At 62.6% G+C, this 26318-nt stretch carries 15 protein-coding genes; 6 read left to right on the top strand and 9 right to left on the bottom strand.

What is annotated here, in order from left to right:
* The first annotated feature begins 151 nt into the window (after positions 1 to 151).
* Genes R4P65_RS25760 through R4P65_RS25745 form a run of 4 tightly spaced genes read left to right on the top strand, consistent with a single transcriptional unit; the run spans position 152 to position 15807 of the window.
* Positions 152 to 12613, top strand: a complete 12462-nt coding sequence (locus tag R4P65_RS25760) for a non-ribosomal peptide synthetase (protein ID WP_317828616.1) — start codon at positions 152 to 154, stop codon at positions 12611 to 12613.
* Between the two features lie 40 nt (positions 12614 to 12653).
* Complete coding sequence (locus R4P65_RS25755) at positions 12654 to 13667, top strand: Fe2+-enterobactin ABC transporter substrate-binding protein (RefSeq protein WP_029538034.1); 1014 nt, start codon at positions 12654 to 12656, stop codon at positions 13665 to 13667.
* On the top strand, positions 13664 to 14965 hold the full coding sequence (gene entS / locus R4P65_RS25750) for an enterobactin transporter EntS (protein ID WP_317828615.1): 1302 nt from the start codon (positions 13664 to 13666) through the stop codon (positions 14963 to 14965). Before R4P65_RS25755 ends, entS begins: the two co-directional genes overlap by 4 nt.
* Complete coding sequence (locus R4P65_RS25745; RefSeq protein WP_317828614.1) at positions 14962 to 15807, top strand: siderophore-interacting protein; 846 nt, start codon at positions 14962 to 14964, stop codon at positions 15805 to 15807. The genes entS and R4P65_RS25745 overlap by 4 nt, the downstream gene beginning before the upstream one ends.
* Here R4P65_RS25745 and R4P65_RS25740 read toward each other — a convergent pair.
* The 4 genes from R4P65_RS25740 to R4P65_RS25725 form a co-directional block, all read right to left on the bottom strand.
* A complete protein-coding gene (locus R4P65_RS25740; protein ID WP_317828613.1) occupies positions 15756 to 17057 on the bottom strand; it encodes an MFS transporter in 1302 nt (433 codons plus the stop codon). The two genes, R4P65_RS25745 and R4P65_RS25740, sit on opposite strands and share 52 nt — an antisense overlap.
* On the bottom strand, positions 17054 to 17194 hold the full coding sequence (locus R4P65_RS25735; RefSeq protein WP_317828612.1) for a hypothetical protein: 141 nt from the start codon (positions 17192 to 17194) through the stop codon (positions 17054 to 17056). The genes R4P65_RS25740 and R4P65_RS25735 overlap by 4 nt, the downstream gene beginning before the upstream one ends.
* 1677 nt (positions 17195 to 18871) lie before the next feature.
* Positions 18872 to 19267 (bottom strand): PPOX class F420-dependent oxidoreductase, encoded by a 396-nt coding sequence (locus R4P65_RS25730; protein WP_230817094.1) that lies wholly within the window; start codon positions 19265 to 19267, stop codon positions 18872 to 18874.
* Positions 19268 to 19295: 28 nt separating this feature from the next.
* Entirely contained in the window at positions 19296 to 20522 is a 1227-nt protein-coding gene (locus R4P65_RS25725) for an MFS transporter (RefSeq protein ID WP_317828611.1), read from the bottom strand.
* A gap of 141 nt (positions 20523 to 20663) precedes the next feature.
* Here R4P65_RS25725 and R4P65_RS25720 point away from each other — a divergent pair, with 141 nt between their 5' ends.
* Together R4P65_RS25720 and R4P65_RS25715 are read left to right on the top strand one after the other, a co-directional pair.
* A complete protein-coding gene (locus tag R4P65_RS25720) occupies positions 20664 to 21011 on the top strand; it encodes an ArsR/SmtB family transcription factor (RefSeq protein WP_230817096.1) in 348 nt (115 codons plus the stop codon).
* A 52-nt stretch (positions 21012 to 21063) separates the two neighbouring features.
* Positions 21064 to 22047 carry a LysR family transcriptional regulator gene (locus R4P65_RS25715; RefSeq protein ID WP_269590771.1) on the top strand — a complete coding sequence of 328 codons (984 nt, stop codon included), beginning with the start codon at positions 21064 to 21066 and terminating at the stop codon, positions 22045 to 22047.
* Here R4P65_RS25715 and R4P65_RS25710 read toward each other — a convergent pair.
* Genes R4P65_RS25710 through R4P65_RS25690 form a run of 5 tightly spaced genes read right to left on the bottom strand, consistent with a single transcriptional unit; the run spans position 22019 to position 26273 of the window.
* Positions 22019 to 22849 (bottom strand): DUF6282 family protein, encoded by an 831-nt coding sequence (locus R4P65_RS25710; RefSeq protein ID WP_230817098.1) that lies wholly within the window; start codon positions 22847 to 22849, stop codon positions 22019 to 22021. The two genes, R4P65_RS25715 and R4P65_RS25710, sit on opposite strands and share 29 nt — an antisense overlap.
* Positions 22846 to 23535, bottom strand: a complete 690-nt coding sequence (locus R4P65_RS25705; RefSeq protein WP_317828610.1) for an RraA family protein — start codon at positions 23533 to 23535, stop codon at positions 22846 to 22848. The genes R4P65_RS25710 and R4P65_RS25705 overlap by 4 nt, the downstream gene beginning before the upstream one ends.
* A complete protein-coding gene (locus tag R4P65_RS25700; RefSeq protein ID WP_317828609.1) occupies positions 23532 to 24623 on the bottom strand; it encodes an isocitrate/isopropylmalate dehydrogenase family protein in 1092 nt (363 codons plus the stop codon). Before R4P65_RS25700 ends, R4P65_RS25705 begins: the two co-directional genes overlap by 4 nt.
* Positions 24598 to 25338, bottom strand: coding sequence for a hypothetical protein (locus R4P65_RS25695; RefSeq protein ID WP_317828608.1), 741 nt, complete (start codon positions 25336 to 25338; stop codon positions 24598 to 24600). Before R4P65_RS25695 ends, R4P65_RS25700 begins: the two co-directional genes overlap by 26 nt.
* Entirely contained in the window at positions 25335 to 26273 is a 939-nt protein-coding gene (locus R4P65_RS25690) for a hypothetical protein (RefSeq protein ID WP_317828607.1), read from the bottom strand. Before R4P65_RS25690 ends, R4P65_RS25695 begins: the two co-directional genes overlap by 4 nt.
* Positions 26274 to 26318 lie beyond the last annotated feature (45 nt).

Raw genomic sequence — 26318 nt, 5'->3', positions numbered from 1 at the left:
GCGCGCGTCCTCTGGTGAACGCGTCGGGAGCCGCCGGTTTTCGGGTCACCGGCGAGGCGGATTCCCCGATTCATCGATATTTAGTTTAGGCTACCCAAAACAATGTTAGGTCACCCTTGGGTGACGTGTGTCCACAGACGAGGGGATCAGTGTGAGCGTTCTTCCAGGTTCGAACTCCGGAGCGGCAAACGAAGCTACGTTTGCTCTCACAGGAGCTCAACTCGGGATTTGGAACGCACAGAGGCTTGATCCCGAATCTCGGAGCTATCTCGTCGGTGAGGTTCTCGAAATCTCGGGCGACGAACCGATCGACACCGAACTTCTGCCGGCCGCCATCAGGGCGACGATCGGCGAAGCCGAGACCATGCGGTTGCGGATGATCGAGACGGCGGACGGCCCGCGTCAATACATCTCCGACGAGCCGGTTGGCGTCATCCCGATCACCGACGTCCGTGACGAGCGCGATCCCGTAGCCGTGGCGCACGCACTGGTCGACGCCGAGCGCAGCCGGGCGTCCGAGTATTGCCGCTTGATGGTGGAGCGCCCGCTGTACACGTACTCGCTGATCAGGCTGAGCGATCGCGAGATCTGGTGCATCCAGCTCTATCACCACCTGATCGTCGACGGATACAGCGCAGCCATGATTTCGCGTCGTGTCGCCGCGCACTACACGGCCGCGAAGAAGGGAACCGAGGTCGCGCCAACGCGATTCGGCTCTATGACCGATCTGGTCAGCGAGGACGAGGCGTACCAGGCGGGCGAGCAGTTCGCGGAAGATCGTGACTACTGGCGTGATGTCCTGACGCCGTTGCCCGCGTTGGACGGACGTGGCCAGCAGGTCACCGGTCCGGCGGAACGAACGATCCAGGTTCGCGAGGTCATCAGTGCCGACGCCCTCGGCCGCCTCAAAGAGGTGGCAGACGCGACGGGAACAACGTGGGCCGAAGCGCTGATCGCCTGCTACGGCGCGTTTCTCCACCGGTTGCTCGGTGAGACGGATGTTGTCATCGCGATGCCACTCATGGCGCGCGTGGGGCGCACGGCACTCAAGACCCCGGCCATGGCAGTCAACGTTCTGCCTCTCCGGTTGACGATTCGCAGCCACGATCGACTCGGTGACCTGAGCAAGCAGGTGGCCGCCACGATGAAAAGCCTGCGCGCACACCAGCGCTACCGCGGTGAGAATCTTGCTCGGGACCTGGGCGTCGCTGGCACCGGCGCACTGCTTCACGGGATCGGAATCAATCTCAAGGCTTTCGACTTCGCCCTCGATTTCGCCGGCGCTGTGGGTGTACTGCGTAACGTCGCCGGGGGGCCGCCGGAGGACCTGGGTTTGACGGTGACGCCCATTGCGGACGGCGAAGTTCTACTCGGATTCGAAGTGGACGCGCGTACCAATACTCGGGAATCGGTTCAGCGTCGCCTCGCCGGTTTCGTCAGCATCGTCAACGCGATGGTCGGGGAGGGAGATCCTGCCGTCGGTCAGGTGGAGATGATGCCTGCGGCCGAAGCCGCGCGGATTCTCGCCAGCCGCGAAACTGCACCGCTGCCCGGCTCTGTCGAACTCGTTCCCGACGTGTTCGACCGCATCGTCGTCGAGCACGCGGATGACACGGTTCTGGTGTGCGGTGAGGAACGTCTGACAGGCGCAGAACTCGGTGGCCGCGTCCACAAACTCGCCCGGTTGCTTCGGGCTCGCGATGTCGGCCCGGACGACATTGTCGGACTAGCACTTCCGCGTACCTCCGAGATGGTGGTGGCTCTGCTCGCGACATTGAACGCGGGCGCAGCGTACGTGGCCTTGGATCCGCAGCACCCGGCTGGGCGATTGCGGGACTTGGTCGACGACGCGCAACCAAAGGTGGTGCTCACCACTTCCACACTGGCCGGGAAACTCGTCGGAGATTCGCGGCCCGTCCCGCTCGTACTCGATTCCGACGCCGTGCGAGAAGAACTCCGTGCCAATTCCGAGCTTCCCCTCGAACTCGGTGAACTGGCGACACCGCGGCACGGTGATCACCTGGCGTACGTCATCTACACCTCTGGATCGACCGGCAAGCCAAAGGGTGTGTTGGTCAGAAGTGGTGGATTGGCGCATCTGCTTCACCACCACTGCGCCACTATGTACCGGGAAACTGCCGAGCGAGTCGGAAACCGGCAACTGCACACCGCACACACGGCGTCGTTCGCCTTCGATGCGTCTCTCGATCAGCTGTTGTGGCTGCTGTGTGGTCATCGGGTGCACGTATACGACGAAGAACTGCAGAAGGATGCTGTTGCCCTGGTCGCGGCGTTCGAGCGAGATTGCGTCGACGTGGTCGACACGACGCCGTCGATGGCGGCAGCGATGGTAGACAACGGATTGCTGCGCACTCAGCGGCTGCACCTGCTTGTCGTGGGCGGCGAGGCGGCACCGCCCGCACTGTGGGACGCGATCATCGAATCCGGCGTTCCCGCTCGAAACCTCTACGGCCCCACCGAAACGACGGTCGACGCGATCGCGACCACGTTCGAAGGTGCCGGACCGCGTATCGGGTACCCGCTCGCGGGAACCCGTGCGTACCTGCTCGACAGCGCGCTCGAGCCGGTCGCCGACGGTGAACGAGGTGAGCTCTATCTGGCCGGACCGCAATTGGCCAGGGGATACCTCGGTCGCGCCGGAGCGACCTCCGAGCGTTTCGTCGCAGATCCTCTCGGGGCCCCGGGAGATCTGATGTACCGCGCCGGGGACGTCGCGCGCTGGGTGCCCGGGCGGGGATACGACTTCATCGGTCGTAGCGACAAGCAGGTGAAGATCCGCGGACATCGCGTCGAGTTGAGCGAGGTCGAGGCTGTTCTCGGATCGGTGCCCGGAATCGGCGCAGCCGCCGCGCTGATCCGTACGGATGGCGGACGACCCAGCCTGGTCGGCTACGTTGTCGCCGCCGTCGGCGCGACGCTTCCGGCGCAGGAAGAATTGCGCCGAGACCTCGCCGGTCGCGTACCGGATCATCTGGTTCCCGCCGCAATCGTCGTTCTGGACGAACTACCCGTCACGGTGAACGGAAAGCTCGATCGTGCGGCACTACCTGCGCCGGCTACCGAATCGGAAGGTCGCGCTGCGTCGACACCGCACGAGGAAATCCTCTGTGACGTGGTGGCCGAGGTGCTCGGCCGCGAGCGCGTCGGCGTGGACGAGGATTTCTTCGGCCTCGGTGGTGACAGCATCACGGCAATCAGTGTCAGCAGTCGACTGCGGGTGCGTGGTCTGATCGTTGCTCCCAAAGAACTACTGGCACAGCGAGATCTGGGAACCATCGCCGCTGCGGCGCGTGAGATTGCCGATGACGCCGACGCCGTAGCCTCGGTTGCGGACGTGGCGACCGGCACCGTGATCGCCCCGCCGATCGTTCGAGCACTGATCGACAAGAATCCGACAGACGAGGCAATCGCGGGCTACGCGCAGTGGACCGCAGTGCGAATCGACGACGGCATTTCACTGGGTGACCTGCAGTCCGGCGTGCAGACGATCCTCGATCACCATGACGCTCTACGTCTGCTCCTGCGCCGTGACAACGACAGCGGCACTACCGAATTGATCGTCCGGGACGCCGGCGCGGTGCGCAGCGAGGCACTCGTTCGAGAGGTGTCCGACACCTCCGAGCCGTCCCGGATCAGAGAGCTCGCGGAGGCGTCGGCGGCGAGTCTCGACCCACGCGCCGGTGAACTCCTGCGAGTCGTACTGGTCAATACCGCGGTGGGTCGTCCCGACCAATTGATCGTCGTGGCTCACCATTTGATCGTCGACGGTGTGTCCTGGCGAATTCTGCTTCCAGACCTCCGCGAAGCCACCGATGCTGCACGTGAGCGTAGGTCGGCCCGGTTGGCTGCAGGCGGAAGTTCGTGGCGTCGATACGCAGGGTTGCTCGCGGAATTCGGGGCCTCGGGCAGCAGGGCATCAGAGCTCGAGTACTGGAAGTTCGCGTCGGTACAGGCGGACGACGAGCCGATCGGCAGTCGTCGTCTCGACCCGAAGATCGACGTGACTGCAACCGCCTCTCGCACGATAACTGTTGCGCCCCCGGCCGTCACCGACGCGCTGCTGACCACGCTTCCGGCGGCGTATCGAGCCAAGACCGACGAGGTGCTTCTCGCGGGATTGATGCTTGCCTTGCGCTCATGGCAGCACAGTCGCGGCCTGACTGGGCTGCCCGCACAGACAGTTACCGTCGAAGGTCATGGCCGCGACGCGCTCACCAGCGACACCGACTTCGCCGGAACCATCGGGTGGTTCACCAGTGAGTTCCCCGTCCGGGTTCCCACCGATGCACTGCTCACCGCAGACGATCTTGCCGACGCACTCAGCGGCGGAGCAGCTGCAGGGCATCTGCTTCGTGCGGTGAAGGAGGCAAAACGCGCCGTACCCGGAGGTGGAGTCGGCTATGGAGTTCTGCGGCATCTGGATCGCGACACCGCACCTGACCTTTCCGCGTGCGCTACTCCCGAACTGCTGCTCAACTATCTGGGCCGCTTCCCGTCGTTGCCCGGAACCGGATGGCGATTGCCGGAGCAGGATCCATTCGCGGTCATCGAACCGGCGACGAAGGCTATGTCGGAAGTGCTGGCGCTCAACGCATTTGTCCGTGAGGACGGATCACCGACGCTGGCAGTCGAATGGACTGCGGCGGGTTCAGTGCTCGACGGCGCGACGATCGTCGAGCTGCAAGAGCATTGGGAACGTGCGCTCGCTGCCCTGACCGCGCATGCCGCGCTCTTCGAGGGCGGTTTGACGCCTTCCGATTGCTCGGCGACGATCTTCGGCCAGGGCGCGGTGGTCGATCAGGCAGGGATCGACGAACTCGAAGCCGTCCACGGACCGCTTGCCGACGTCCTTCCGCTCTCGCCGCTACAAGAAGGTCTCCTGTTCCATGCGGTCCGTGACGGAGCCGCAGACGTCTACACGCTCACTGCACGCTTCGACCTTTCCGGGCCACTGGACGAGGCGAAGTTGGCCGACGCGTTCGAGACCGTGATCGACAGGCACCCGAACCTACGCGCCGCGTTCCACTACGAGCAGTTCGCACGGCCCGTTCAGATCATTCCGCGCGGCGCAAAAGTCGAGTGGCGTTCGGTCGACCTGATCTCCGTTCCAGCTGACACTGCATTTCGCTCTGCAGATCAGCTCGAGGACGAGGCCGCCAAGCATGTCTTCGACGTCAGTACACCGCCTCTGCTGCGTGCACTACTGGTTCGGCTGCCCGGCGGGGTGCACCGTTTGGTCCTCAACGCGCACCACCTGCTCACCGACGGTTGGTCGACTCCGATCGTCCTGCGCGAGCTGATGAACGTCTACCACGACGGCGACACGCACCTCCCTGCGCCGACGCCGTATCGCGACTACTTGGCATGGATCGCCGGCCGTGATCAGGACTCTGCCCGTGCAGTGTGGAGCGAGCGTTTGCGTGGGCTCACCGCGCCGACTCTCGTTGCCGACGCGGGAGCGCCGCGAAGTGTGCCCGTCGCGCTGGAAGTTCCGCTCGCGGCATCGGACGCCGACGCGTTGATCGAACTCGGCCGTGCGCGAGCGCTGACGATCAACACGCTGGTCCAGGGCGCGTGGGCGGCAACGCTCGCCGAGGCGACAGGACAGTGGGACGTCGTGTTCGGGGCCACCGTGTCAGGTCGACCTGCCGAACTCGCCGGAGTGGAGGGGATGGTCGGGTTGTTCAGCAACACGATTCCGGCCCGCCTCGACATCGCCGCGAACGAGCCTTTGCTGGAACAGTTCGTCGGGCTGCAGAACGCGCAATTCGACATCGTGGACGTCGAACACACCAGTTTGGCCGAGATCGAACGCATCGCCGGAATCGGGCAACTGTTCGACACGCTCCTGGTGTTCGAGAACTTCCCGAACTCCGGTGCAGGACAGCCTGCATCGCACACACTGCGGGTCGAGGGATTCACCAACCGCGGAGTCACGCACTATCCGATGACGTTGATGGCGCCGCCGAGCACCGGTCTGGATCTGGTTCTGTACCACGATCCGGCAGTTGTCTCCGACGCCACGGCGGAGCGAATGGTCACACGGCTCGCGGAGATCCTGCGTGGGTTGCTGACCGAGCCGACAGCTCCCGCATCCGCGGTGCTCACGGTAGTCCAACAGGCAGCGTCCGTTGCCGATGCGGTGTCTGTCGCGAAAAATGTCGCTGTCACGAAAAAGGTGGCCGCGTCCGATCCTGCGATCGATGTCGATCCCGCGGTCGTGGATGCAGTGTGCGACTGTGTCGCAACGGTGTTGGAGATTCCCGACGTCGATCCGGGTGACAATTTCTTCACTCTCGGCGGTCACTCGCTCACTGCGATGCGGTTGGTGGGAAGCCTGCGCAAGCTGGGAATTCGCGTCGTCGTCTCGGATGTCTTCGACACCCCGACCCCCCTCGGTCTTGCCGTGGCCGCACGCGTCGATCGGACGAAGTTCTCGCCGGATTCGGTCGTTGGCGTCGATCGACCCGTCGTGACCGTGGCGACGTTCCGCGCCCCGGCGGTGGCGGGAAATCCTGATCACGAGCGGTACTGGGTTCGCACGCTCGCGGACCTGCCCCTCGAAACGGACCTTCCGTATGACCGCCCGCGCGGCGAAGAGTACCGCCCGCACACCTACCTCCGTCAGCTACGCGATGCCCGGTTCGGTGACGAACCAGGATTCGACGCGGTGCTGTTGGCCGCCGTGGCGGCGACGCTGAACAGCTTCGGCGGTGGTCGGGACCTTGCGGTCGGACTGGTCTCGGAAGGGGCTGACACCCTGATTCGGGTCGACCTGTCCGGTCGGCCGAGAATTGCCGATGTCGTTCGGCGAGTCGAAAACGCTGTCTCCGAGGCACTTGCGCATTCCGATGTCAGCCTCGACCGAATCGCCGATCTACTCGTGCGTCCGACGAGCAGCCTGTTCGCTGCCCGTGTCGGTCACTCGCCCGGAAAGAGCGTCGACCTCGAATTCGTCCGAACCGCAACAGAACTTCGATTGACGGTTGATGCCGGGCTGTTCGACGCCGCGACTGCGGACGCATTGCTCGACGGTGTGATCGCGGTCCTCGGTCACGAAATCAGCACTGTCGTCGCGGATCTGCGACTGGCGGAAAATAAGCCGGATCGCGACCCGGGCCGACGCGCGACGCCGCCGTCGGGGATCTCGCAGTTGTTCGCTCGACACGTCAGCCGCCACCCCGACGACATCGCGGTGATCTCCGGCGAGGTCGGAATTACCTACGGGGAACTGTCGGCGCGCGTCGACGAGCTGGCCCGCGAACTTCTCGCGGTCGGCGCAGGGCCTGAGAAGGTAGTCGCCGTCGCGCTGGATCGAAATGCGGATCTGGTGGCCGGACTGCTCGCGGTACTGCGCATCGGCGCGGCGTACCTGCCACTCGACGTCGATTACCCGACTGAGCGGCTCGAGTTCATGATCGAGGACGCGGCTCCGGTGTGTGTCCTGACCAGTATCGACAGCGTAGGGCAACTTCCGTCCACGGTCGCCACGAGTGTCTTCGTGGACGGTGAGTTCACCAACTCGAATGTCGTGCTTCCTCCGCCGCTCGCGGCGGGTGATCACCTCGCCTACATGATCCACACCTCCGGTTCGACGGGTCGCCCCAAGGGCGTGATGGTCTCGACGGGCAACCTCGCAGCCTTCGCGGACACGGTACTCGAGGATTGCTGGATCAGGCCGGGCGATCGCATCGTCGCGGTGACAACGGTGTCGTTCGACATCGCGGCACTCGAGTTGCTGTGCCCGCTCGCGGCGGGCGCGACTGTCGTGATCGCAGACCGCAGGACGGTTCGCGACCCGGATGCGTTGTCGGCGTTGATCATCGCGAGCGATGCGACGGTGATGCAGGCAACGCCGGCGCTGTGGCGAGTGGTCACCGAACACGAGAACGCAGTCGGACTCGCCATGGTGCGAGCCCTGGTGGGAGGGGAAGCCCTCCCGCAGGATCTGGCTGACGATCTGGTGGCCAACGCTGCTTCGGTCCGGAATGTCTATGGACCCACCGAGGCCACGGTGTGGGCGACATCTTCGGTCATCACGACCGGCGACCGAGTCACGATCGGTCAGCCCTGGACCGATGTGCACGTGCGAATCCTCGACGACGACCTGCGTGAGGTTCCGGAAGGCGTTGCGGGCGAGCTGTATCTGGGCGGTGCGCAGGTGGTCCGCGGATACCTGAACCGCCCCGATCTGACCGTCGCTCGGTTCGTCGCCGATCCTTCTCTGCCGGGGGCACGCCTCTACCGCACCGGCGATCTGGTCCGACGCCGGCGAGGGGTTTTGCACTTCCTTCGTCGTGCGGACGATCAGGTGAAGGTTCGCGGTTTCCGCATCGAGCTCGGCGAAGTCGAAGGCGCGCTCGGATCGGTGGCAGGTGTGTTCCGCGCGGCAGCCACCGTTCGCGTCGATGCGGCGGGTACCGGAAGTTTGCACGGGTATGTGGTTCCCGAAGGTGCAACCACGCTCGATTCGGTACTGGTGCGCAAGGAGATTGCGCGGCTCCTACCCGAACACATGGTGCCGCAGACCATCACGGTGCTCGAGGCACTACCACTCACCCTCAACCGGAAGGTGGACCGAAAGGCATTGCCCGACGCCGCGCCGGATCGTGTGCCGAGCCCACTCATAGCCGTCGATGCGGATCGACGGGTGCGGCTCGAGTCGCTCAGCCCGGGCTGGCAGGACGTGCTGCCACTCGGTCCCTTGCAGGAAGGCATGTACTTCCAGTCGGTTCTCGACGGCGCCGGCGGTACGGATGTCTATCACATGCAGCCGCGATTCGAGTTCTCCGCCGATGCTGCCGTCGACGTTCGCTCACTCCGAGCAGCGGGGGATGCGCTCTTGCGGCGCTATCCGAACCTGCGGGCCGGCTTCACACACGCCGGTTTCGACGCTCCCGTGCAGTTCGTGCCCAGGGCAGCCGAAATGCCTTTCCGCGAAATCGATCTGAGCGGAGTTGCGACCGAGGACATCGATCGCGAGGTTCGCGCTGTCGACGTGGCCGAATTCGGCACGCTGTTCGACTTGAGTGCCCCACCACTCATTCGAATGGTGCTGGTCTGGTTGCCGGGTGGGGGAGCGCACCTCGTCTTCACTCAGCACCACCTGCTGACCGACGGTTGGTCGCAGACCTTGATGTACGCGGAGTTGTTTGCGCTCTACGAGTTTGCTCGCACTCACGGCACGGACCCGGTTGGACTCGACGGCGCGCTCGACAAGCCTGCGGACTTCCGTGATCACCTCCGATGGATCGCCGAAGCGGATCGCACGGACGCCCTCACGTCCTGGAAGGACTACCTCGCGGATCTCGAGCAACCCACACTCGTGGGTGGTACGGGATCAGGCGGGCGCGCTCCGTTGCCGGTGTTCACCCGGGTTCAGCTCGAACAGAGCATCACCGAGCACGTACGCGAGCTTGCCAGACGTAGCGGCGTGACCCTGTCCACCGTCGTCTCTGCGGCGTGGGGCCTGGCATTGCGCGCCGTGACGGGCCGAGACGACGTGGTCTTCGGATCGACGGTTTCGGGACGTTCACCCGAGGTCGAGGGCGCCGACCGAATGGTGGGCTTGGCGCTTAACACCATTCCGGTGCGTGTCCGGGTACGGCCAGGCGAGGAGATCTCGGCGTTGCTCGGACGCCTGTTCCGCGAACAGGGTTCGCTGCTGGGGCATCACCATCTCGGGCTCGGCGACGTGCAGCGAAGCGCTGGGTTCGCAACACTGTTCGACACGCTCTACGTCTTCCGCAACACGCCTCGTGACGAACAGGCACGTCGAGACACGTTCGGGCGCAGTGGAATCGTCGGGTTCGACGCAGTGGACGGCACCCACTATGCGCTCACGCTCGACGTGGATCCGGGTGTCGGGGATGCGCCGATGGCGCTCACTCTCGAAAATCGTCCCGACCTGATTCCCCACGACGTGGCTCGGGACGTTCTTTCACGCACCATCACGATCCTCGAAGTGATGGCGAAGTCCGATACCGCCACGGTGGCGGACACGGCGGTTCCGCTTTCGCACACCCCCGCGGAATTCGCTTCGGAGCACATTGTGATGCCGCGGCCGGACCAGGCCGGCGGTAGCGTGGACGCCTTGCTCCGCGAAAGGGCAGCGGCAACTCCGGACGAGACGGCGCTTGTCTTCGGAGACGTCACCCTGAGCGCAGCCGAGATGAACTCTCGGGTGGACAGACTGGCACGAATACTCGCGTCGGCGCTGGGGCAGTCGGTGCCAGGCGCGGGATCGACTCGTGTTGTGGCGCTCGCACTTCCGCGCACCGCCGATCACGTCGTAGCGATCTTCGCTGTCATGAGAACCGGAGCGGCCTACCTCCCCTTGGATCTGGCTCACCCACCGGCACGATTGAGCGAACTGATCCTTGACTCCGACGCGGCGCTGGTGGTCACCACGACTCAGACGCGTGACCTCGTTGTTCCCGCCGGACAGGCTTGCGTCGTCCTCGACGACCCAGACGTGGTCGGGGTACTCGACGGACAGTCTCCGGCACCCGTTGTCGACGAGGCCGCGGTGTGCGGGCCGACCTCACCGGATCAGCCTGCCTACGTCATCTACACCTCGGGCAGTACCGGGAAACCCAAGGGTGTCGTCGTGGGGCACCGCGGGCTGACGACGATGTATCACAACCACAAGGCCGAGATCTTCAGCCCGACCGAAAACAGAGTGGGTGGTCGACGTTTGCGCATTGCGCACACAGTCTCGTTCTCGTTCGACATGTCGTGGGAGGAACTGTTCTGGTTGCTCGCCGGGCATGAAGTTCACGTGATCGACGAGCAGACGCGACTCGACCCCGCGTCGCTGGTGAAGCACTACCGCGAAGTCGGGATCGACGTCGTGAACGTAACCCCCTCGTATGCACGGGAACTGATGGCCGCCGGACTCCTCGACGGTGAGCGGACGCCGGTGTTGGTGATGCTCGGCGGCGAAGCGGTGCCGACCGAACTGTGGTCGCGGCTACGCGATCAGGACGGTGTCGACGGGTACGACCTTTACGGGCCTACCGAATTCACGATCAACGCGATGGGATCCCCGGTTCAAGGCAGCGAGATGCCGTGCTTGGGTCGTCCGATTCTGAACGCGTCTGCGCGGGTACTCGATTCGGGTCTACGTGAGGTTCCGATGGGAGCGGCGGGCGAGCTGTACATGTCCGGTGACGGAACGGCGATGGGTTACCTTCACCGGACCGCGTTGACCTCCGCTGTGTTCGTTGCTGATCCCTACTCCGTCGGTCACCGCATGTACCGCACGGGTGACGTTGTACTGCGTCGCCGCGACGGTGAACTCGAATATCTGGGTCGCGCAGACCATCAGGTCAAGATTCGAGGCATTCGGATCGAATTGGGTGAAGTGGAATCCGCGCTGGCGTCGTTGCCGGGAGTGTTGAGAGCGGCAGCGTCAGTCCGTAGCGAAGGCGGTGCGCCGCCGCGACTGGTCGGGTACGTCATCGAAGAACCCGGCGCTGATCCAGTCGATCTGCGAGCTGCGTTGCGGCAAAGCATACCGGCACACCTGGTTCCGTCGGACATCGTCGTCGTGGATTCGATCCCGTTGACGCCCAACGGAAAACTGGACCGCGGTGCGTTGCCGGCACCCCCCGCCCGAGCAGCGGCCCGAGCACCGCGAACCGAGATGGAAAGGCAACTGTGCCAGGTCTTTGCGCGGGTACTCGGCGTCGAGGCGGTCGATCCCGAAGAGAGTTTCTTCGATCTCGGCGGCGACTCGCTTCGAGCCATGCGACTGGTGGGGGAGATGGAGCACGACCTGTCGGTGAGCGTCGGTGTGGGAACGCTGATGGCCCGTCCTACAGTTGCCGAGCTCGCAGCACACCTTGACGAATCGGGGTCCGAGGTCGACCTGAGCCGCGATCACCTCCTGACACTGCGAGCCGAAGGGAGCGGTGAACCACTGTTCTGCGTGCATCCGGCAGGTGGATTCGCTTGGCCCTTTGCGCCTTTGACCGGCGTACTCGAGGCTGACCGTCCTCTGTTCGGCCTTCAATTGCCCACTGTTGCCGGAGAGCCACTCGAACCGACGAACGTGGACCAACTGGCAGCGATGTACGTCGACACGATTCGGGGCGTGCAACCGAGCGGGCCGTACCACCTGCTCGGATACTCGTTCGGTGGCAACGTTGTTGCCGCGATGGCGGCTCAGCTGGTCGATGTCGGCGAGACGGTGGAGTTCGCGGGTCTGATCGATACTCATCCACTGGGAGATCGAGACGAACGCGACCGCGGCGACGTCGACGACCGCGATCTTGCCGCCGCGCTGCCACCCGAGATCCTCACTCAGGCACCGGCACTGGTCGAGGCAGTTCTCGCTGGATTTGATGCCACTCGTTTGCTCGTGGCCCGCTCGACCGACACAACCTACGACGGACCGGTTACTCTGATCACCGCCGACGCCGAAGCCTCCGGACAAGTGCTGGCCGATCGCTGGCGCAGAGTCCGCGGGGACCGGGACATAGCGGTACATCATCTGCCCTACGACCACGCCGGATTGGTGACCCCAGCCGGGTGGGCGGCAATTGCCCCGCTGCTCGACAGCCATTTGTCGAAACGCACGGCCACATAGTTTGAAAACCACACAGTTGAAACACAATGGGAGCTCAATGATGAAGTCCACACCGCCCCTCGCGATACGGAGTTGGCGACGATTCGTCGCCATCGCAGGGTTGCTGATCGTCGCACTCGTGGCGATGATCGGTTGCAGTAGCGATTCGAACGACGAACCGACCAAGGCTGCAGAGCCCACGACGCGCGTGATCGAAACCGAAAAGGGCTCGGTCACCGTGCCCGCGTCGGCGGAGCGCATCGTGGTTCTGAGTGGCGGTCTCGCCGGATACCTGTACGCCCTGGACGCACCGGTGGTTGCCACCGATACCCGCGTCCTCGGTGTCACGAACCTCGACGGTGGATTCCCGCCGGCATGGTCGGATGCCGCAAAGGCGCAGGGCACCAAGGAATTGCCGGCCGGCGAGCAGCTCAACATCGAAGCCGTCGCGGCGGCTGAACCCGACCTGATCATCGGCGGTGGCCAGGGCATCACCTCGGTTCAGGCCGAGGAACTCTACGACCAGCTGACCGCTATCGCACCCACCGTGTTGGTCCCCAAGACGGTTGCCAACTGGGACAAGCAGCTCGAGATCGTCGCCGATGCCGCAGGTCGTTCGGACAAGGTTCCGGCGCTGATCAGCGCGTACGACGACAAGGTCAAAGAGGTCAAGGGCAAGATCAAGGTTCCCGAGGGCAACGTCGTCTACATTCTCTCGCTCGCCAACAACAAGCCGTACCTCGTGCCGCCGACGGCAGCGCTCCCCGCAATGCTCGCCGAGCTCGGTTTCAAGGCCGACGACGTCATGGCCAAGGCCGGCAACCCGCAGCTCTTCGGCTCGGGTGACTCGTTCGAGGTCAGCCCGGAACTGCTCTCGCAGGTCGCCGATGCTCCTGTCGCCTTTGTGATTCCGGTGTCCGGTCGCCCGATGGCCGAACTTGCCACCGATCCGCTTTACTCGCAGTTGCCGTCCTTCAAGGCAGGCACGACGTTCGAGCTCCCCGCCACCAGCTACCGTCCTGACTACGACGGCGCAATGGCTACGCTCGACCTGATCGGCCAGACCTTCGCATGACTCGATTCGGTGGGCTGGTGATCGATGTTTCACCGTTGCGGACCAGCCGTCCATTCAGGTACGCGTTTTCCGCGCGATTGATCTCGCTGCTCGGGATCGGACTGCTCGTCGTAGCCGTTCCCGCGCAGACGTACCAGCTCACCGGGTCGACCTTGCAGGTTGCCGGAGTGTCCACGGCGATGGCCATCGCCATGTTCTTCGGCAGCCTGTTCGGTGGTGTGCTCGCTGATCGTTACAACCGGCGACGCACCATCCAGTTGGCCCGCAGTGCTGCGGGTCTCGGCTTTGTCATTCTCGGGTGCAATGCGCTCTTGTCACACCCGTCGATGTGGGTCATCTACGTCGCGGCAGCCGTCGACGGCTTGGCCGGCGGTGTCAGCAGCTCGGCCTTGATGGCTTTGATGCCGACGTTGTTGCCGCGCAACAAGATGGCTGCGGCCGGCGCTTTGGTAGCGCTGACCACGGACATCGGGACGATGATCTCGCCGGCAATCGCCGGTATGATCATCGCCTCCGGCGGCATCCCCGCGACATACTTTGTTGCTGCGGTGGCCACCGCAGCAACTGTCACGTTGTTCCAAGCCATCGGCCCTTCCCCTGCACCGGGCACGAATCACGAAAGCCCGATGCGCGCGCTCGTGACCGGCGTGAAATTCGCCGGCACGCACACAGTCATTCGCGGCATCCTGATCAGCGGACTGTTGGTCATGTTCGTCAGCGGACCGATGGTGCTGCTGCCGGCATTCGTCGACCAGGTTCTCGGCGGCGGACCCACCATGCTCGGTCTGCTCTACGGCGCACCGGCCGTCGGCGCTGTGATCGGTTCACTCACCAGCGGTTGGACCGGACGAGTACACCGCAACGGTGCCGCGATGCTGATCTCGGTAGCGTTGATGCCGCTCGGCCTCGTGGTACTGGGTGCGTCGGGAACAGCGATTGTCGCGTTCCTGGGCCTGGCCGGATTCGGCCTCGGCCGCGCACTCAACGACATTCTGAGATTTGCAGTCCTTCAACAGAACACGCCGGACGAATTGCGCGGACGCGTGTCCAGTCTGTGGATGGTGCAAGCCGTCACGGGTACGGCGATCGGTTCGATGGCAGCCGGGTTCCTCGGGCAGTGGCTCGAGCCTGGCGCCGCGCTACTGGTCTTGGGGCTCGCCGGTGTGACACTGGGCCTGGTGCTCCTGGCAGCATTGGGTTCGGCGCGCCGGGTAACTTCGGAGATCAACGAAGTCGATCTCTCCGAAAACACTGTGCCGGTGGGGAATGCTCCGCCGGAAAAGGAAGGTAGTTCATGAACCGAGGAGACCACCTCGCGACCATCGCCGAAGTTCTGGCGGGAACCACCGGCGCAAAAGTGCCGTACCCCATCGGTATTCGCGAACTCGAAGTTGTTCGCAGCGAAATGGTCGGATCCGGACTGCTGCGTCTGACCTTGGGCGGACCCGAGTTGGCGGGCTTCGAATCGCACGCTCCCGACGAGCATGTCCGCCTGGTGTACCCGGATGCAGACGGAACTTTGCGACTGCCCGAACGAGACGGATTCAGCCTGAAGTGGCCGCGTCCACTGCCGATCTCGCGTGAGTACACCGTCCGCCGCTACGACGCCGAGGCGGGAGAGTTGGACCTCGACTTCGCACTCCACGAAGGTGGGTACGCCTCTGATTGGGCTCAGGCCGCCACCATCGGCACTCGGGTACACGTGGCAGGTCCGCCCGGTGGCGTCGTGGTTCCGTGGACGTACGACCGCTATCTGCTGGCCGGTGACATCACCGCCCTTCCTGCCATTGCTCGTTGGCTCGAGATGATGCCCGCTGCTGCCGCCGGGTGGGTGTTCGTCGAGATCACCGACCCTTCACAGGAAATCGAACTCACTGTTCCGGAAGGCGTCGAGGTGCGATGGCTGCACCGCGGTGACGTCCCAGCTGGTCACTCGGATCTGCTCGAGCAGGCAGTCCGGACGGTCACCGTGCCCGAAGGTGAGCGCCTCTACGCCTGGATCTCCGGTGAGGCCACCAGTCTCAAGCCGATTCGCAGATTCGTGCGCGACGAACTCGGCCTGAGTTCGGGCGACCACCTGATCACGGGCTACTGGAAGCGCGGAGTCGCAGACTTCGACGAGGACGACGACGACCACTGAACATCGGTTGACGCCGGTTTCGGCATCGTCACCGCGACAACGAGTCCGACAATCGCAACGATTGTCGCCACTCCGAAAGCCGTGGCGAATGCCGAGTGCTGGGGAAGGCCGCCGGATGAAGTCGCGCTCGCGATGATCCCGGCGGCAAGTTGGGTTCCGACGGCAGAACCCAGCGATCTGGCGATCGTGACTATTGCCGTCGTGACACCTACGCGGTCTGCCGGTGCGCTGTCGGCGGAGATGACGAACACTGCCGTCGACGCGGCGGCAACGCCGGTACCCGCCAGGATCAGCACCACAACGATCTGCCACATCGTGGGTGCAAGGACTCCGACGGCGCCGCTCAGGCCGAGGAAGGCAACTCCCGCTACCGCAATGGCTTTCGTGCCGACCCGTTGTGCGAGCTTTCCGGAGATCACCGACGCGATCACCGCTGCGCCGTAACCGAGGCACAGCAGGATTCCGATGGCACTTGTCGACGCACCGCGGCCGAATCCGCTCTCCGGGGGCGCGGCGAGTTGCTGCGGAAGTAGATAGACAACAGCGCCGTAGGTGAACCCGAAAACCACGCCGATGACCACAGCGTTCCACATCGAACGATGCCGCATCATCGTCAGGTCGACCATCGGTTCGTGTGTCCGGCTCTGATACCTGGCCCAGATCGAGAACACCGCAGCGGCAGCGAGAACCAGCAGCATCGACGTCGGTGCGCTCCAACCGTCGCTCGCCAGCCATGCTGTCAGCGTCAGCAACCCCAGAGCCAATCCAGCAGCTCCCGGCCAATCGAGTCGACCGCCGCCGTTCGAGTTGTGATCCCGTGGTGTGCTCACGGCAAAAGCAAGTGCGCCGAGGAGGACGAAGGCGGTCGGCACTGCGTACATCGCCGTGCGGGAAATGTTTTCGGCCACCGGTCCCGCCAGCACGACTCCCAGAACGCCGCCCGCGACGACGACAGCCCCGAGCAATCCGGTGGCAGTTTTCAGCTGTTCCGAGGACAAAGTGCGTCGTAGGACCACGACGCTCACGGGCAACAACCCGAGCCCGAATCCCTGGAGAAACTGGCCGAGAACGAACAGCGGGAAGATCGTTGCGAGAGCGGACACGCTGCCGCCGAGCACGGCGATTGTCGTGATCGCGAGCAAGGTGGGGCGGGCGCCGTACACGTCGGCTATTCGCCCGGCCATCGGTGTGACGAGAACAGTGCTCAACGTCAGAGCGACGGATGCGAGCGCTCCGACGTCGGCCGTCACTTCGAAGTCTGCTGGGCCAGGGGGAGTGCGGGGACGATGATACTTTCGAGAGCGGCGACCGCAGCGATCAGAAGTGTCCGGCTGGCAATTGTTGCTACCGGTCGCTGCTGATTTCCGGAGATGCTCTCAGTGGTCATTGCGCTCTCTTTCGATCGGGGTGTGAGGAGCTTTTGGGCGCGACGATGCGTCGCCCCACCAAGAGTCCGGAAGGGTTGTGGCACTAGCTATATCGGATGGCTAGTAGAGTATCTTTTTATTTCGTTACGCGTACCGGTATTGTGAAGAACGTAATCGGGTTCGGCAAACAATGCAAGAGACCGCTGGAGCGGAATTGATGCCGGATAGCGCGAGACCACAACCGCCAGGCTTTCGCTGTTGCCGTCGGTCAGGGTCAGGTGATGTGACGACCGGGCTCAGTTCTCGACGAACATGACGCTGGTCACCAAAATTATTCTGCGAGCAGGGAGTTCATCTGCCGGACACATCCACGGTCCCCGTTTGCATGTCGGGTTTGCTAGCTTTCTGCCTGTGACGCGAGGTCACGGAAAGTTCACGAATCACGGAGGATCATCATGGGTTCTATTTCAACGATCATCGGCATCTTCGAGCTCTACAAGCTTCTCGAGCCGCTGCTGAGCTCGCTGAGCTGATTCGGGTGTGATTTCCGCTGTCGAGCCGGGGCGCCGAGGGACTCGGCTCGACAGCGGATCTCGAGGATCCGGCGCGATCAGGACCCGTGGAACGGACGTCGGCACCGGCAGAATTCCGTCGCTCCGGTGTATGGTCCATCACCAGTATTTCTGCGCACCGAGCGGGCTGCGGTGCGAACCTGAGGCAGCGCTCGATCCACCCGCGCTCCAGGGAAGGGGCGGGATGTGTGCAATTCGTGCATCGACTGGGACGTTCTGCGACACGAACGGAAGCATGGCGCTCCGGGGCATGCAAACATCTTGGTGGTACGAGGTTTCGAGGACAATGGTTCCGCTCGAGCGGAAGCGATGTCACGAAAGCCCCGCCGTAAGCGGAATTCCGACGTGTTTGTGCGAGCGCGAAGAATCGCCACGGCGTGGGGTCGCAGGCATCCGTCGAAGCGAAACACTATGCCAGCTGGAATTCCTCCGAAGTACAGTCACGGAGACTGATCGACCGTTCGTGGATGTGATGTGTTTGCTACCCGATTATCTGGCCGAGCACGAGTACCTGGACTGTGCGGCACCACGCAGTTCAGCGCAGCGATCTCCGGCGGCGATAACCGAGGACCGAGTACGGCGTGGCTGCGCTCCTGTCTACCTGACGATCGAACGCGCGCACCGAGTTCTGTGCCACCTGCGGATGCTGCGCTGGCGCCCAACCGTTCTCGGCCTTCGGCTGCAACGGTCTGACCCGGAAGATCGCGGCCAGACCGTCAGGTCCTCGCTGTATAACTTCGATCCATGAGTCGCCGAGAAGTCGCTTCCAATGGACCCGACTGCGCCCACGGAACTCGATCTCCGCTGCTGGCAGTCGCACTCGTCTAGAACGATTCCGTGACCAACGCTCGGCCGGCATCTGTCGCGGGCAGCACTGGGTTGCATCCATGGGGGCGTTGCAGTGAATGCGATTTCTCCGGTACAACCCGATCAATGCGTTGTCGAAGAGATCGAGGCGGCTGAGTTGCGCCGACTGGTCAGAGTAAGGGTCCTCGGCGGCACAGAATTGCTCCTTGGTTTCAAGGATTTCAGAGGTCCAAGACTCAAGCCGAGTTCGGGTAGACACTGTGCCGCGGGTACTGGACGAACCTCCACCCTTACCCTTCGTTCGCGGATTTCGGGGTGTCAGGAGCGGCCCACTAGACGCTGCGGGGTGAGGCGGATGATGACCCTTCTCGCTTCAGGATCTTTTTCGGTCCAAGTACTTCCGGTGTATGCGAGTGACAATCGTTGGATGAGATCTCCGTCCGGGTCGTCGACGATGACGGCACGTCCTCGAAGTTCGATGCGGCGCATCGGGTTCTCCGAGTCAGTGATGCTGATACTGATGCGCGGATCGCGGTCTATGTTGGTGTGTTTGCGGCGTCCCTCGACGGTCGAGAACGTCACAGTGTTGTCGTCGTGTGTTATCCAGACTGGGGACAGTTGGGGTGAGCCGTCTGGCTCTATTGTGCCGACGGTGGCGATATGGGGAGCCTTGGCCAGGTCTGATGCCAAGGTGGCGAGTTCTTGTTCGTTCATCTTCACTCTTTTCGGTTGGCCGATTTGTTCAGTCCGCCTCGATGGATTTTGCGACTGCGACTCCGCCGGCGACGGCGGCGAGGAACAGAACGACGCCGAACACGGTTACCGCTGTGGGAATGGATGTGGCGTCGATCAGGTAACCGGCAACCAGGGGCAGTATTCCTGCGGGGATGTAGCCGCCGATGTTCATCAATGCATTTCCTTGCGCCCGAGATGTAGGGGGAACATGCATTCCGATCAGCGTGAGCCCCCCGAGTTGGCCGAGGCCCTGGCCTGCGCCGGCAAGGAGTGCGGAAAAGATGAGTAGTGCTGCGGCGTCAGACTGGACGGCACCGTACAACGCGAGCATAGACATTGCGGTTGATGTTGCGCCGCCGATAAAGATGGTTCGGATCTGCGCACGAGCCACGGCAAATTGAACGCCTGTGGCGACGAGGAACATCGCGCTCGCGGTTCCGCCCGCGACCAGGGGGCTCGTAACCCCTAGCTGCCGGGCAAGCAACGAAGGACCGAGAGAAAGGACGAATGAGGTTGCAGTAATCCCAGGTCCGAAGACCGCGATACCGAACAGCACGTAACGGCGAAAACGCCGGGGAACCGACGGCAGACGTGGCTGAAACGGACCGCGATCATCGATGCCTGCGAGGTTGGTAAGTGGGCGGGAACGGACGACAGCGATAGTGGCGATGACAATGAGTAGAGCTTCCGCACCGAACACCCAGGTGACGGGCTCATCAAGGTACTGAGCCATGATTCCTGCGAACAGCGGGCCGAGTCCGGCCCCGAGGACCATGGCAACGGACGCGAGTCGCGCGGCGGTCGCGCGAAGGGTGTCGCCTCCTGCGTCGACGACGGAAGCCATTCCGGCAGAGACGATAACGCCAACCGAGATGCCGGTGAGCAGCCGCGCCACTATCAACATGGCGACGTTGTCGGCGACGAGGAAGAGGGCGCTGGCGGCCAATGCGACGACGAGTCCGGGCAGAAGTACGCGTGGGCGACCGAAATGGTCGGATAGTTGCCCCGCAACAAGAAGCGTCAGAAGTAGGCCGAGGATGTACGCACCGAAAATGACCGTGAGCATGCCCGAGCTGAACCCGATGCTCTGTTGCCAATGGACGTAGAGCGGCGTCGGCGAATTCGAGAGCACGAATACTGCCGTGACGACGAAAGCCGCGGTCATTACCGCAGGCATGGATCCGGGCACGGGTGTCGACGAGTGTGTGGAGGGCTGAACCTCAGAGCTTGTCATGGAGTCTTCCCTTCGGAATCGATGTACGTAATTATTCGTACTGTAAGGACCATAGTCGTATTGGTTCGAATCTTCTAGCGCACACTTCAGCTCACACTCGTACCGGTTCGACAAAACTAGTATTGGATGTATTCTCCTGTTATGGTCACAATCGCGGTTCCTGAAGTCACAGATAAGTACCTGCCACCTCCCATTGACGAGCCATCAGTCGACGAACTCGACCTCGCCGCAATTTTCGGCGCACTCTCGACCCCCATCCGCCTCGAGATTGTCAGACGTTTGCTCGCCGACTCCGTCGAATACGACCACCCTTGTAGTTGGTTCGGCTTCGATCGACCGAAATCGTCACTGACGCACCATTTCAAAGCTCTACGAGAAGCCGGATTGATCAGGCAACGCCAATACGGAATGGAGCGGCGCAGTCGCGTGCGGTACCAGGATCTTGAACATCGCTTCCCGGGACTTCTCGATCTGATAGCCAGAGGCTGAACAACTTTCGACGCATGCTCGCCCAACAACAGGAGGACCTGAATTGACCGTTGTGCGAACGTCACCAATCAGATCATCGACGGCCGAATTGCTCGGTCCGATCGCCACTGTCGATGACATCAACATTCGCAGTGTTCGATACTTTCTCACTGTTGCCGATACTGGATCGGTGTCTTCTGCATCAGCGTTATTGCAGGTCGCTCAACCAACTCTCAGCCAGCAGATCAAACGCCTCGAATCCCGCATCGGTTTCGAACTGTTCACCCGAAACGGACGGGGGCTGGTGTTGACCGCCGCCGGCGAGGCCTTCCGTAACCGCATCGCACCGCTTCCTCTGCAAATCCGTGACGCGATCGAAGCCGCACGGCCTTCACCGCCCCCTCATGTTCTCCACCTGGCATTGTGCCCAGGGATTGCCTACACGCGAATCTCTGACCTCACTCGACTTTTGCAGGGTTGCTACGCAAACAAGGTGGAGGATCACCTCGATGTGCGATTGCATTCGACCGCCACATCAGATCTACTGGCTGACCTCAAACAACAACGGATAGCGCTCGGAGTGGTGCGACTTCCATTCGATCACAAGGAAATCAATGTGACAGCATTCCGGACGGACGTTCTCGGAATCGCGGTGCACAGCAACCATGCATTTGCCGGCCGGGACGCGGTGACCTGGAACGAGTTGTCGGCACAGCAACTACTTTGCTTGGATACCGCCCAGAGCGACACCGAAAGAGGTGGAATGCTCTCTCAACTGCACCAACGCGGATGGTTCCCGGAAACAGTCTCGATCGACGACGATCATCCGGCTGTCATAACCCATACGCTGGCAGCCAATCCGTCGACCCTCATGCTGACTTCGCGAGATGACCTCCCCGCTTCGAGAGAACTTCACTGGATTCCACTGTCGGATAACCCTATTGAAGAGACGCTTGCATTGGTTGCCACTCGTTCATCCGTCTACGCGCGCGTCCCACGCGAGCTGGCAGGGCGAATGACCAGCCGCATCACCGAAACAGCAAGCGAGACGGGTTGACCCGTGAGACTCGGTCGAACACCTCTGCAGCACACCACTGACTTGCCAACTGCCAACCGGCAGGAAGATCGGGACGATCCGGTTGGCCGAGGTCGCTCGACAGCACGACCCGTTGGTGAACATTGGCAAGCTCGATTACCCTTTCGTACGGATGCCGATTCATCAAAACGCTCAGCGCAGTCACCTCAACCCAGATAGCCGGGTTTGCCGCGAGCTCTGCGATGTGGTCCACGGAGAAACCTGACATCGGGTGTGTCGCGTGGGTGAGTAAAACTCGTTCGACACCGATCGCCGCGGCCGCATCCATGATTCGTAGACTCTCCTCGGCACTGCTGTGCCCGGTCGCAAGAATCAGATCATGATCTCTCACGCATCGGAGAACGTCGAACGTCGGCCTGGACACAGTGCCCTCTGCCGTGAACGCGGTAGCGGACGACCATCTCGCGCGAGTGAAACCGCTATGCGCGAAACTTTCGCCCGCTGAGCTGTGTCCGCTACGCATGGTAGGAAGAAAGACGATCACTCGGGCGTCACAAAGCTCCCCCTGAGCGAAGACACCTCGCTCGACCGCTCTGGGATCGACGCCACCAGCCACATCGTTGAGGACGATCGACCCGCTTACTGGAAGCCCGAGTTCGCGTGCTTCCCATGCCGATTCGCAGGTTGATCCGAGATGTGACTTGGCGACGAACCAAGCCCCCATACGTTGAGCGTGCCGGCCCGCTTCTATTACGCTGTGTCGACGAAGAAGGAGGTCCGGCCCCGCGTGGACATGAAGATCGACCAATACCGGTGCACTCACCGTTCCCGGTTCTCGTTCCACGGCTGGGCATAACCGAACCGCGATCGTGCCTCATCGAGGCGGATACCTTCGCTCACCGCGGCCGCGATCTTCGCTTCGGTTCGCTCGACGGCTTCTGCCCGTGTGATGACGTCCGCAGCTTTGTCCTCTGGAATGACGAGTACACCATTGTCGTCGGCGATAATGAGATCCCCGGGACGAACGATCACCGTGCCGACTGTCACCTCACGCCCCACGGCGTCTAGCTCGACGCGATTCTTTCCGGACACCATCGACACTCCGACACTGAACAACGGATAGTCCGCGTCGCGGATTTCGGTGATGTCACGTGCAGCCCCGTGTACCACCGTCCCTCTGACCCCTTGACGCTGAGCGACGGAGGTCAGCAGACCTCCCCAATTCGTGCAGTCGGTACTTGCGAAATTGTCCACGACGACGACCGAACCTGCGGGCACATCATCAAGGTAGTTGGCAGCATTGTGAAATCCGCTGACGGCTTCCGCCACCGGCCGGTAAGTCACGGTGTATGCAGGGCCGACAGTTCGGGAGCCGGGCACCCTGGGTACCAGGCCCCTGAGGTGGCCGGTGAGACCCAGGCTGTCGAGAGCATCCGACACGGCAGCAGTATCGAGTTGTTCTGCCCTGTATACGAGTTCGGTGGACACTTGTGGCTTGGAAGTGGTCATCGTTCGATCTCCTTCAGAACCGCGTTTGCTGCTGCGGTAGTGGTTGCGGTACCTCCGAGGTCGTAAGTCACATCGGACGAGTGGCGCCGCTCCACGACTGTGCGAACGGCACTGCGGATGGTCGTCGCTTCACGGGGGAAGTCATGGTGTTCGGCGATTTCGGCGATCGTCAGTATGGTCGCCAACGGGTTGGCGCGGCCGGTGCCTGCCATTTTCGGCGCGCTCCCGTGGACTGGTTCGAAATAGCTGCCGCTACTCCCCAGATTCGCACTGGGTGCCAGCCCGAGCCCGCCCATGATCCCAGCACCAAGATCGGACAAGATATCACCGAACATGTTCTCCGCCAGTATCACTCCGAAACGTTCAGGACGGGTGACCATCCACAGGGCTAGTGCATCTACGTTGAGGATCTCCACCTCGATCTCGGGGTGCTCCTCGGCAATCGATTCGACGATGCCTCGTAAAAGCGTGCTCGACGCTCGAAGTACGTTCGGTTTGTCGGCCACCGTGACGCGGTCGAAACCGTGCGAGTGCGCGTACGCGAATCCGAAACGCACTAATCGCTCGATACCGGTGCGCGTTTGCAGCCGAATCGTCGCTGCGGTCTCCTCGCGACCGGAGTCTGCGGCGTTCGGGTGTACCCGTACGTGTTCCCATAAGTCAGCCGGCACCGGCCGGAAGTCCAGGCCGGCGTAAAGACCTTCAGTGTTCTCACGAATGACGACGAAATTGAACTGGTCGTTTCGTAGGTCTCGTATGGGGCGCACATTGGCGTAGAGCCCGAGATTCTGCCTCAATTGGATGACGGGCGATCGGTAGATCGGTGGATTGACGCGAAGACGAGTGGGTTGTTCCTGCTCTGCTTCTCTGGCAGGTTTGCTGGTGATCGCCCCTAGTAGGCACGTGTCGGTTTTACCGAGTAATTCCCAAGTCTGCGGAGGTACAGGGTCACCGCCCGATCGCCAGCACTCCCAGCCGACATCCCCGTATTCGAGCGCCCAGGGCAACCCAACGGTTTCGATCACGGGGAGCGCAGCGTTGATAACGTCTGGGCCGATACCGTCACCGGGCAGAACTGCTAATTGCATGGCTTGTCTCCAAAGGTTGGCGGATCTCGGTCAACGCGACGTCGATGCACGTCGGGTTGTGGTGATGTGGTCGCATACCGGCGCCGGCCACCGACAAAGTGCTGGAAGTTGGCCCGTCGGCAGTGTGTTCGGCCCCGACCAATTGGGATCGTGTTCCAACGATGCTCACGATTCGACCTGGGTATCTGTGCGTCGCCTCGTCGAGGTCGACTGTCCGCAACATCGACAGTCCGGTAGCAATTCGTCGAGCTGCGACATGGCGGCTGTGCCGTGTCAGCTGCAGTGGCGGAGTCGGAGGTGCTGCTTCACCGGCGGGCATCACTTTTGCGTGCAGTTCGACCATGGCCGCATCGATACCCCCTGACGCGGCGAGGTTGATGATCGTGGTCAGCCGGGCGCTGAGTTTGGGGCTGGTCCGCACCGGTCCGGAGACCGTGAGCACTGGACAAGATAGGCGGTTCCGTACTGCGAACATTGTCGCGACGGCGCCTCCGAGGGCATTTCCGCAGACAAGATCGAAGCGCAAGCCGGAAAGGTGTTCAGCCCACAACTCTGCCAAGTGTTCGATGCTGGTGGCCTCTTCGGTGAGGGAGTTCGTGTCGACGATGTGTGCGGCGATTCCGTGTCGATCGAGCCCTGCTCTGATTGGTTCGACGGATGCACCTTCGTCCCAGATCGGCAGTGCCGGAGCGAAGATCACTGCTCGAGCGGTCACGCGCTGAGCGCCTGTTCGAGGTCACGTGCCGCACGAACTCTGGCTTGCGAGTCCAGTCCGTGCACCTTGCTTTTGTGTTCGATCGACAGGTTGTATCGCCCGAGTAGTAGATCGGTGGCAGGAACGACTGGCGCCGATTCCGGAACCGTGTCTGATAGTAGGGCGGAGAGGTCGAGCAGTGCTGCAAGTTCGAATCCTGAGCTTTCCGGTGCGCAGCTGTCGAGGTATGAAATCCACTGCTCTGCGATGAGATTGCCCGCTCCTTTGCCCATGCCCAACACAGATGAGTCGATCCAGGATGCGCCTGCCGAAACTGCTGCGATGGCGTTCGCGAGCGCCAAGCCAATGTTGTTGTGTGCGTGAAATCCGATTTGGAGACCGCTGAAATCGCCGGCGACCGTGACCATTCGGGTGACATCTGCGGGTTGCATCGCTCCGTTGGAATCGGCTAGGTAGAGTGCGTTCGCTCCCGCAGCGGCCGCAGCACCGGATAGTTCTGCGATCGTTCGGGGCGTGAGGTTGCTGACTCTGGTGAGGTTCGCCGCGCAGACGAAACCCAGAGATCGGGCGTGGGAGATCAAGTTCCAGGTGAGTGAAGGATCATTCGCGTTGACGCACAAGCGGATCAGTCGGGCTCCCGCGGCGTAGGCCGATTCGAGATCCTCTGCGTCGACATTGTGGGGGTGGGCGATCAGGGCGACATGATCAGCGCCGATTCGGGCGGTGACGTCTTCGATGTAGTCGTCGTCGCCTCTGCCTGTGAGGCCGTTACTTGTGTTGGGGTTGAAAGATCCATTCCGGTAGGCGATTTCGACCCAGTTAAATCCGGCCTCGACGGCCAATGCTGCGTGGTCGAGTGCGTACTGCCTGGGAAAATTGAAGGTGTTGCGGTAGCCGCCGTCACGCAGTGTGACGTCAAGATTGGTCAGGCGCATTTCAAGCTCCTCGGCGTTGGGCTGAATTCGAACGGGATTGTGTGT

It is taken from the genome of Rhodococcus sp. IEGM 1318 (assembly GCF_033142465.1).
Lineage (GTDB): Bacteria > Actinomycetota > Actinomycetes > Mycobacteriales > Mycobacteriaceae > Rhodococcus_F > Rhodococcus_F qingshengii_B.
The sequence above is the reverse complement of the archived record's forward strand: the minus strand, read 5'-3'. Positions and strand labels throughout refer to the sequence as shown.

Coding starts and splice junctions, on each gene's coding strand:
- R4P65_RS25720 (WP_230817096.1), top strand. CDS start 20,664: ATGGTCACAATCGCGGTTCCTGAAGTCACAGATAAGTACCTGCCACCT.
- R4P65_RS25725 (WP_317828611.1), bottom strand. CDS start 20,522: ATGACAAGCTCTGAGGTTCAGCCCTCCACACACTCGTCGACACCCGTG.
- entS (WP_317828615.1), top strand. CDS start 13,664: ATGACTCGATTCGGTGGGCTGGTGATCGATGTTTCACCGTTGCGGACC.
- R4P65_RS25690 (WP_317828607.1), bottom strand. CDS start 26,273: ATGCGCCTGACCAATCTTGACGTCACACTGCGTGACGGCGGCTACCGC.
- R4P65_RS25705 (WP_317828610.1), bottom strand. CDS start 23,535: ATGACCACTTCCAAGCCACAAGTGTCCACCGAACTCGTATACAGGGCA.
- R4P65_RS25700 (WP_317828609.1), bottom strand. CDS start 24,623: ATGCAATTAGCAGTTCTGCCCGGTGACGGTATCGGCCCAGACGTTATC.
- R4P65_RS25730 (WP_230817094.1), bottom strand. CDS start 19,267: ATGAACGAACAAGAACTCGCCACCTTGGCATCAGACCTGGCCAAGGCT.
- R4P65_RS25755 (WP_029538034.1), top strand. CDS start 12,654: ATGAAGTCCACACCGCCCCTCGCGATACGGAGTTGGCGACGATTCGTC.
- R4P65_RS25745 (WP_317828614.1), top strand. CDS start 14,962: ATGAACCGAGGAGACCACCTCGCGACCATCGCCGAAGTTCTGGCGGGA.
- R4P65_RS25735 (WP_317828612.1), bottom strand. CDS start 17,194: ATGACCACTGAGAGCATCTCCGGAAATCAGCAGCGACCGGTAGCAACA.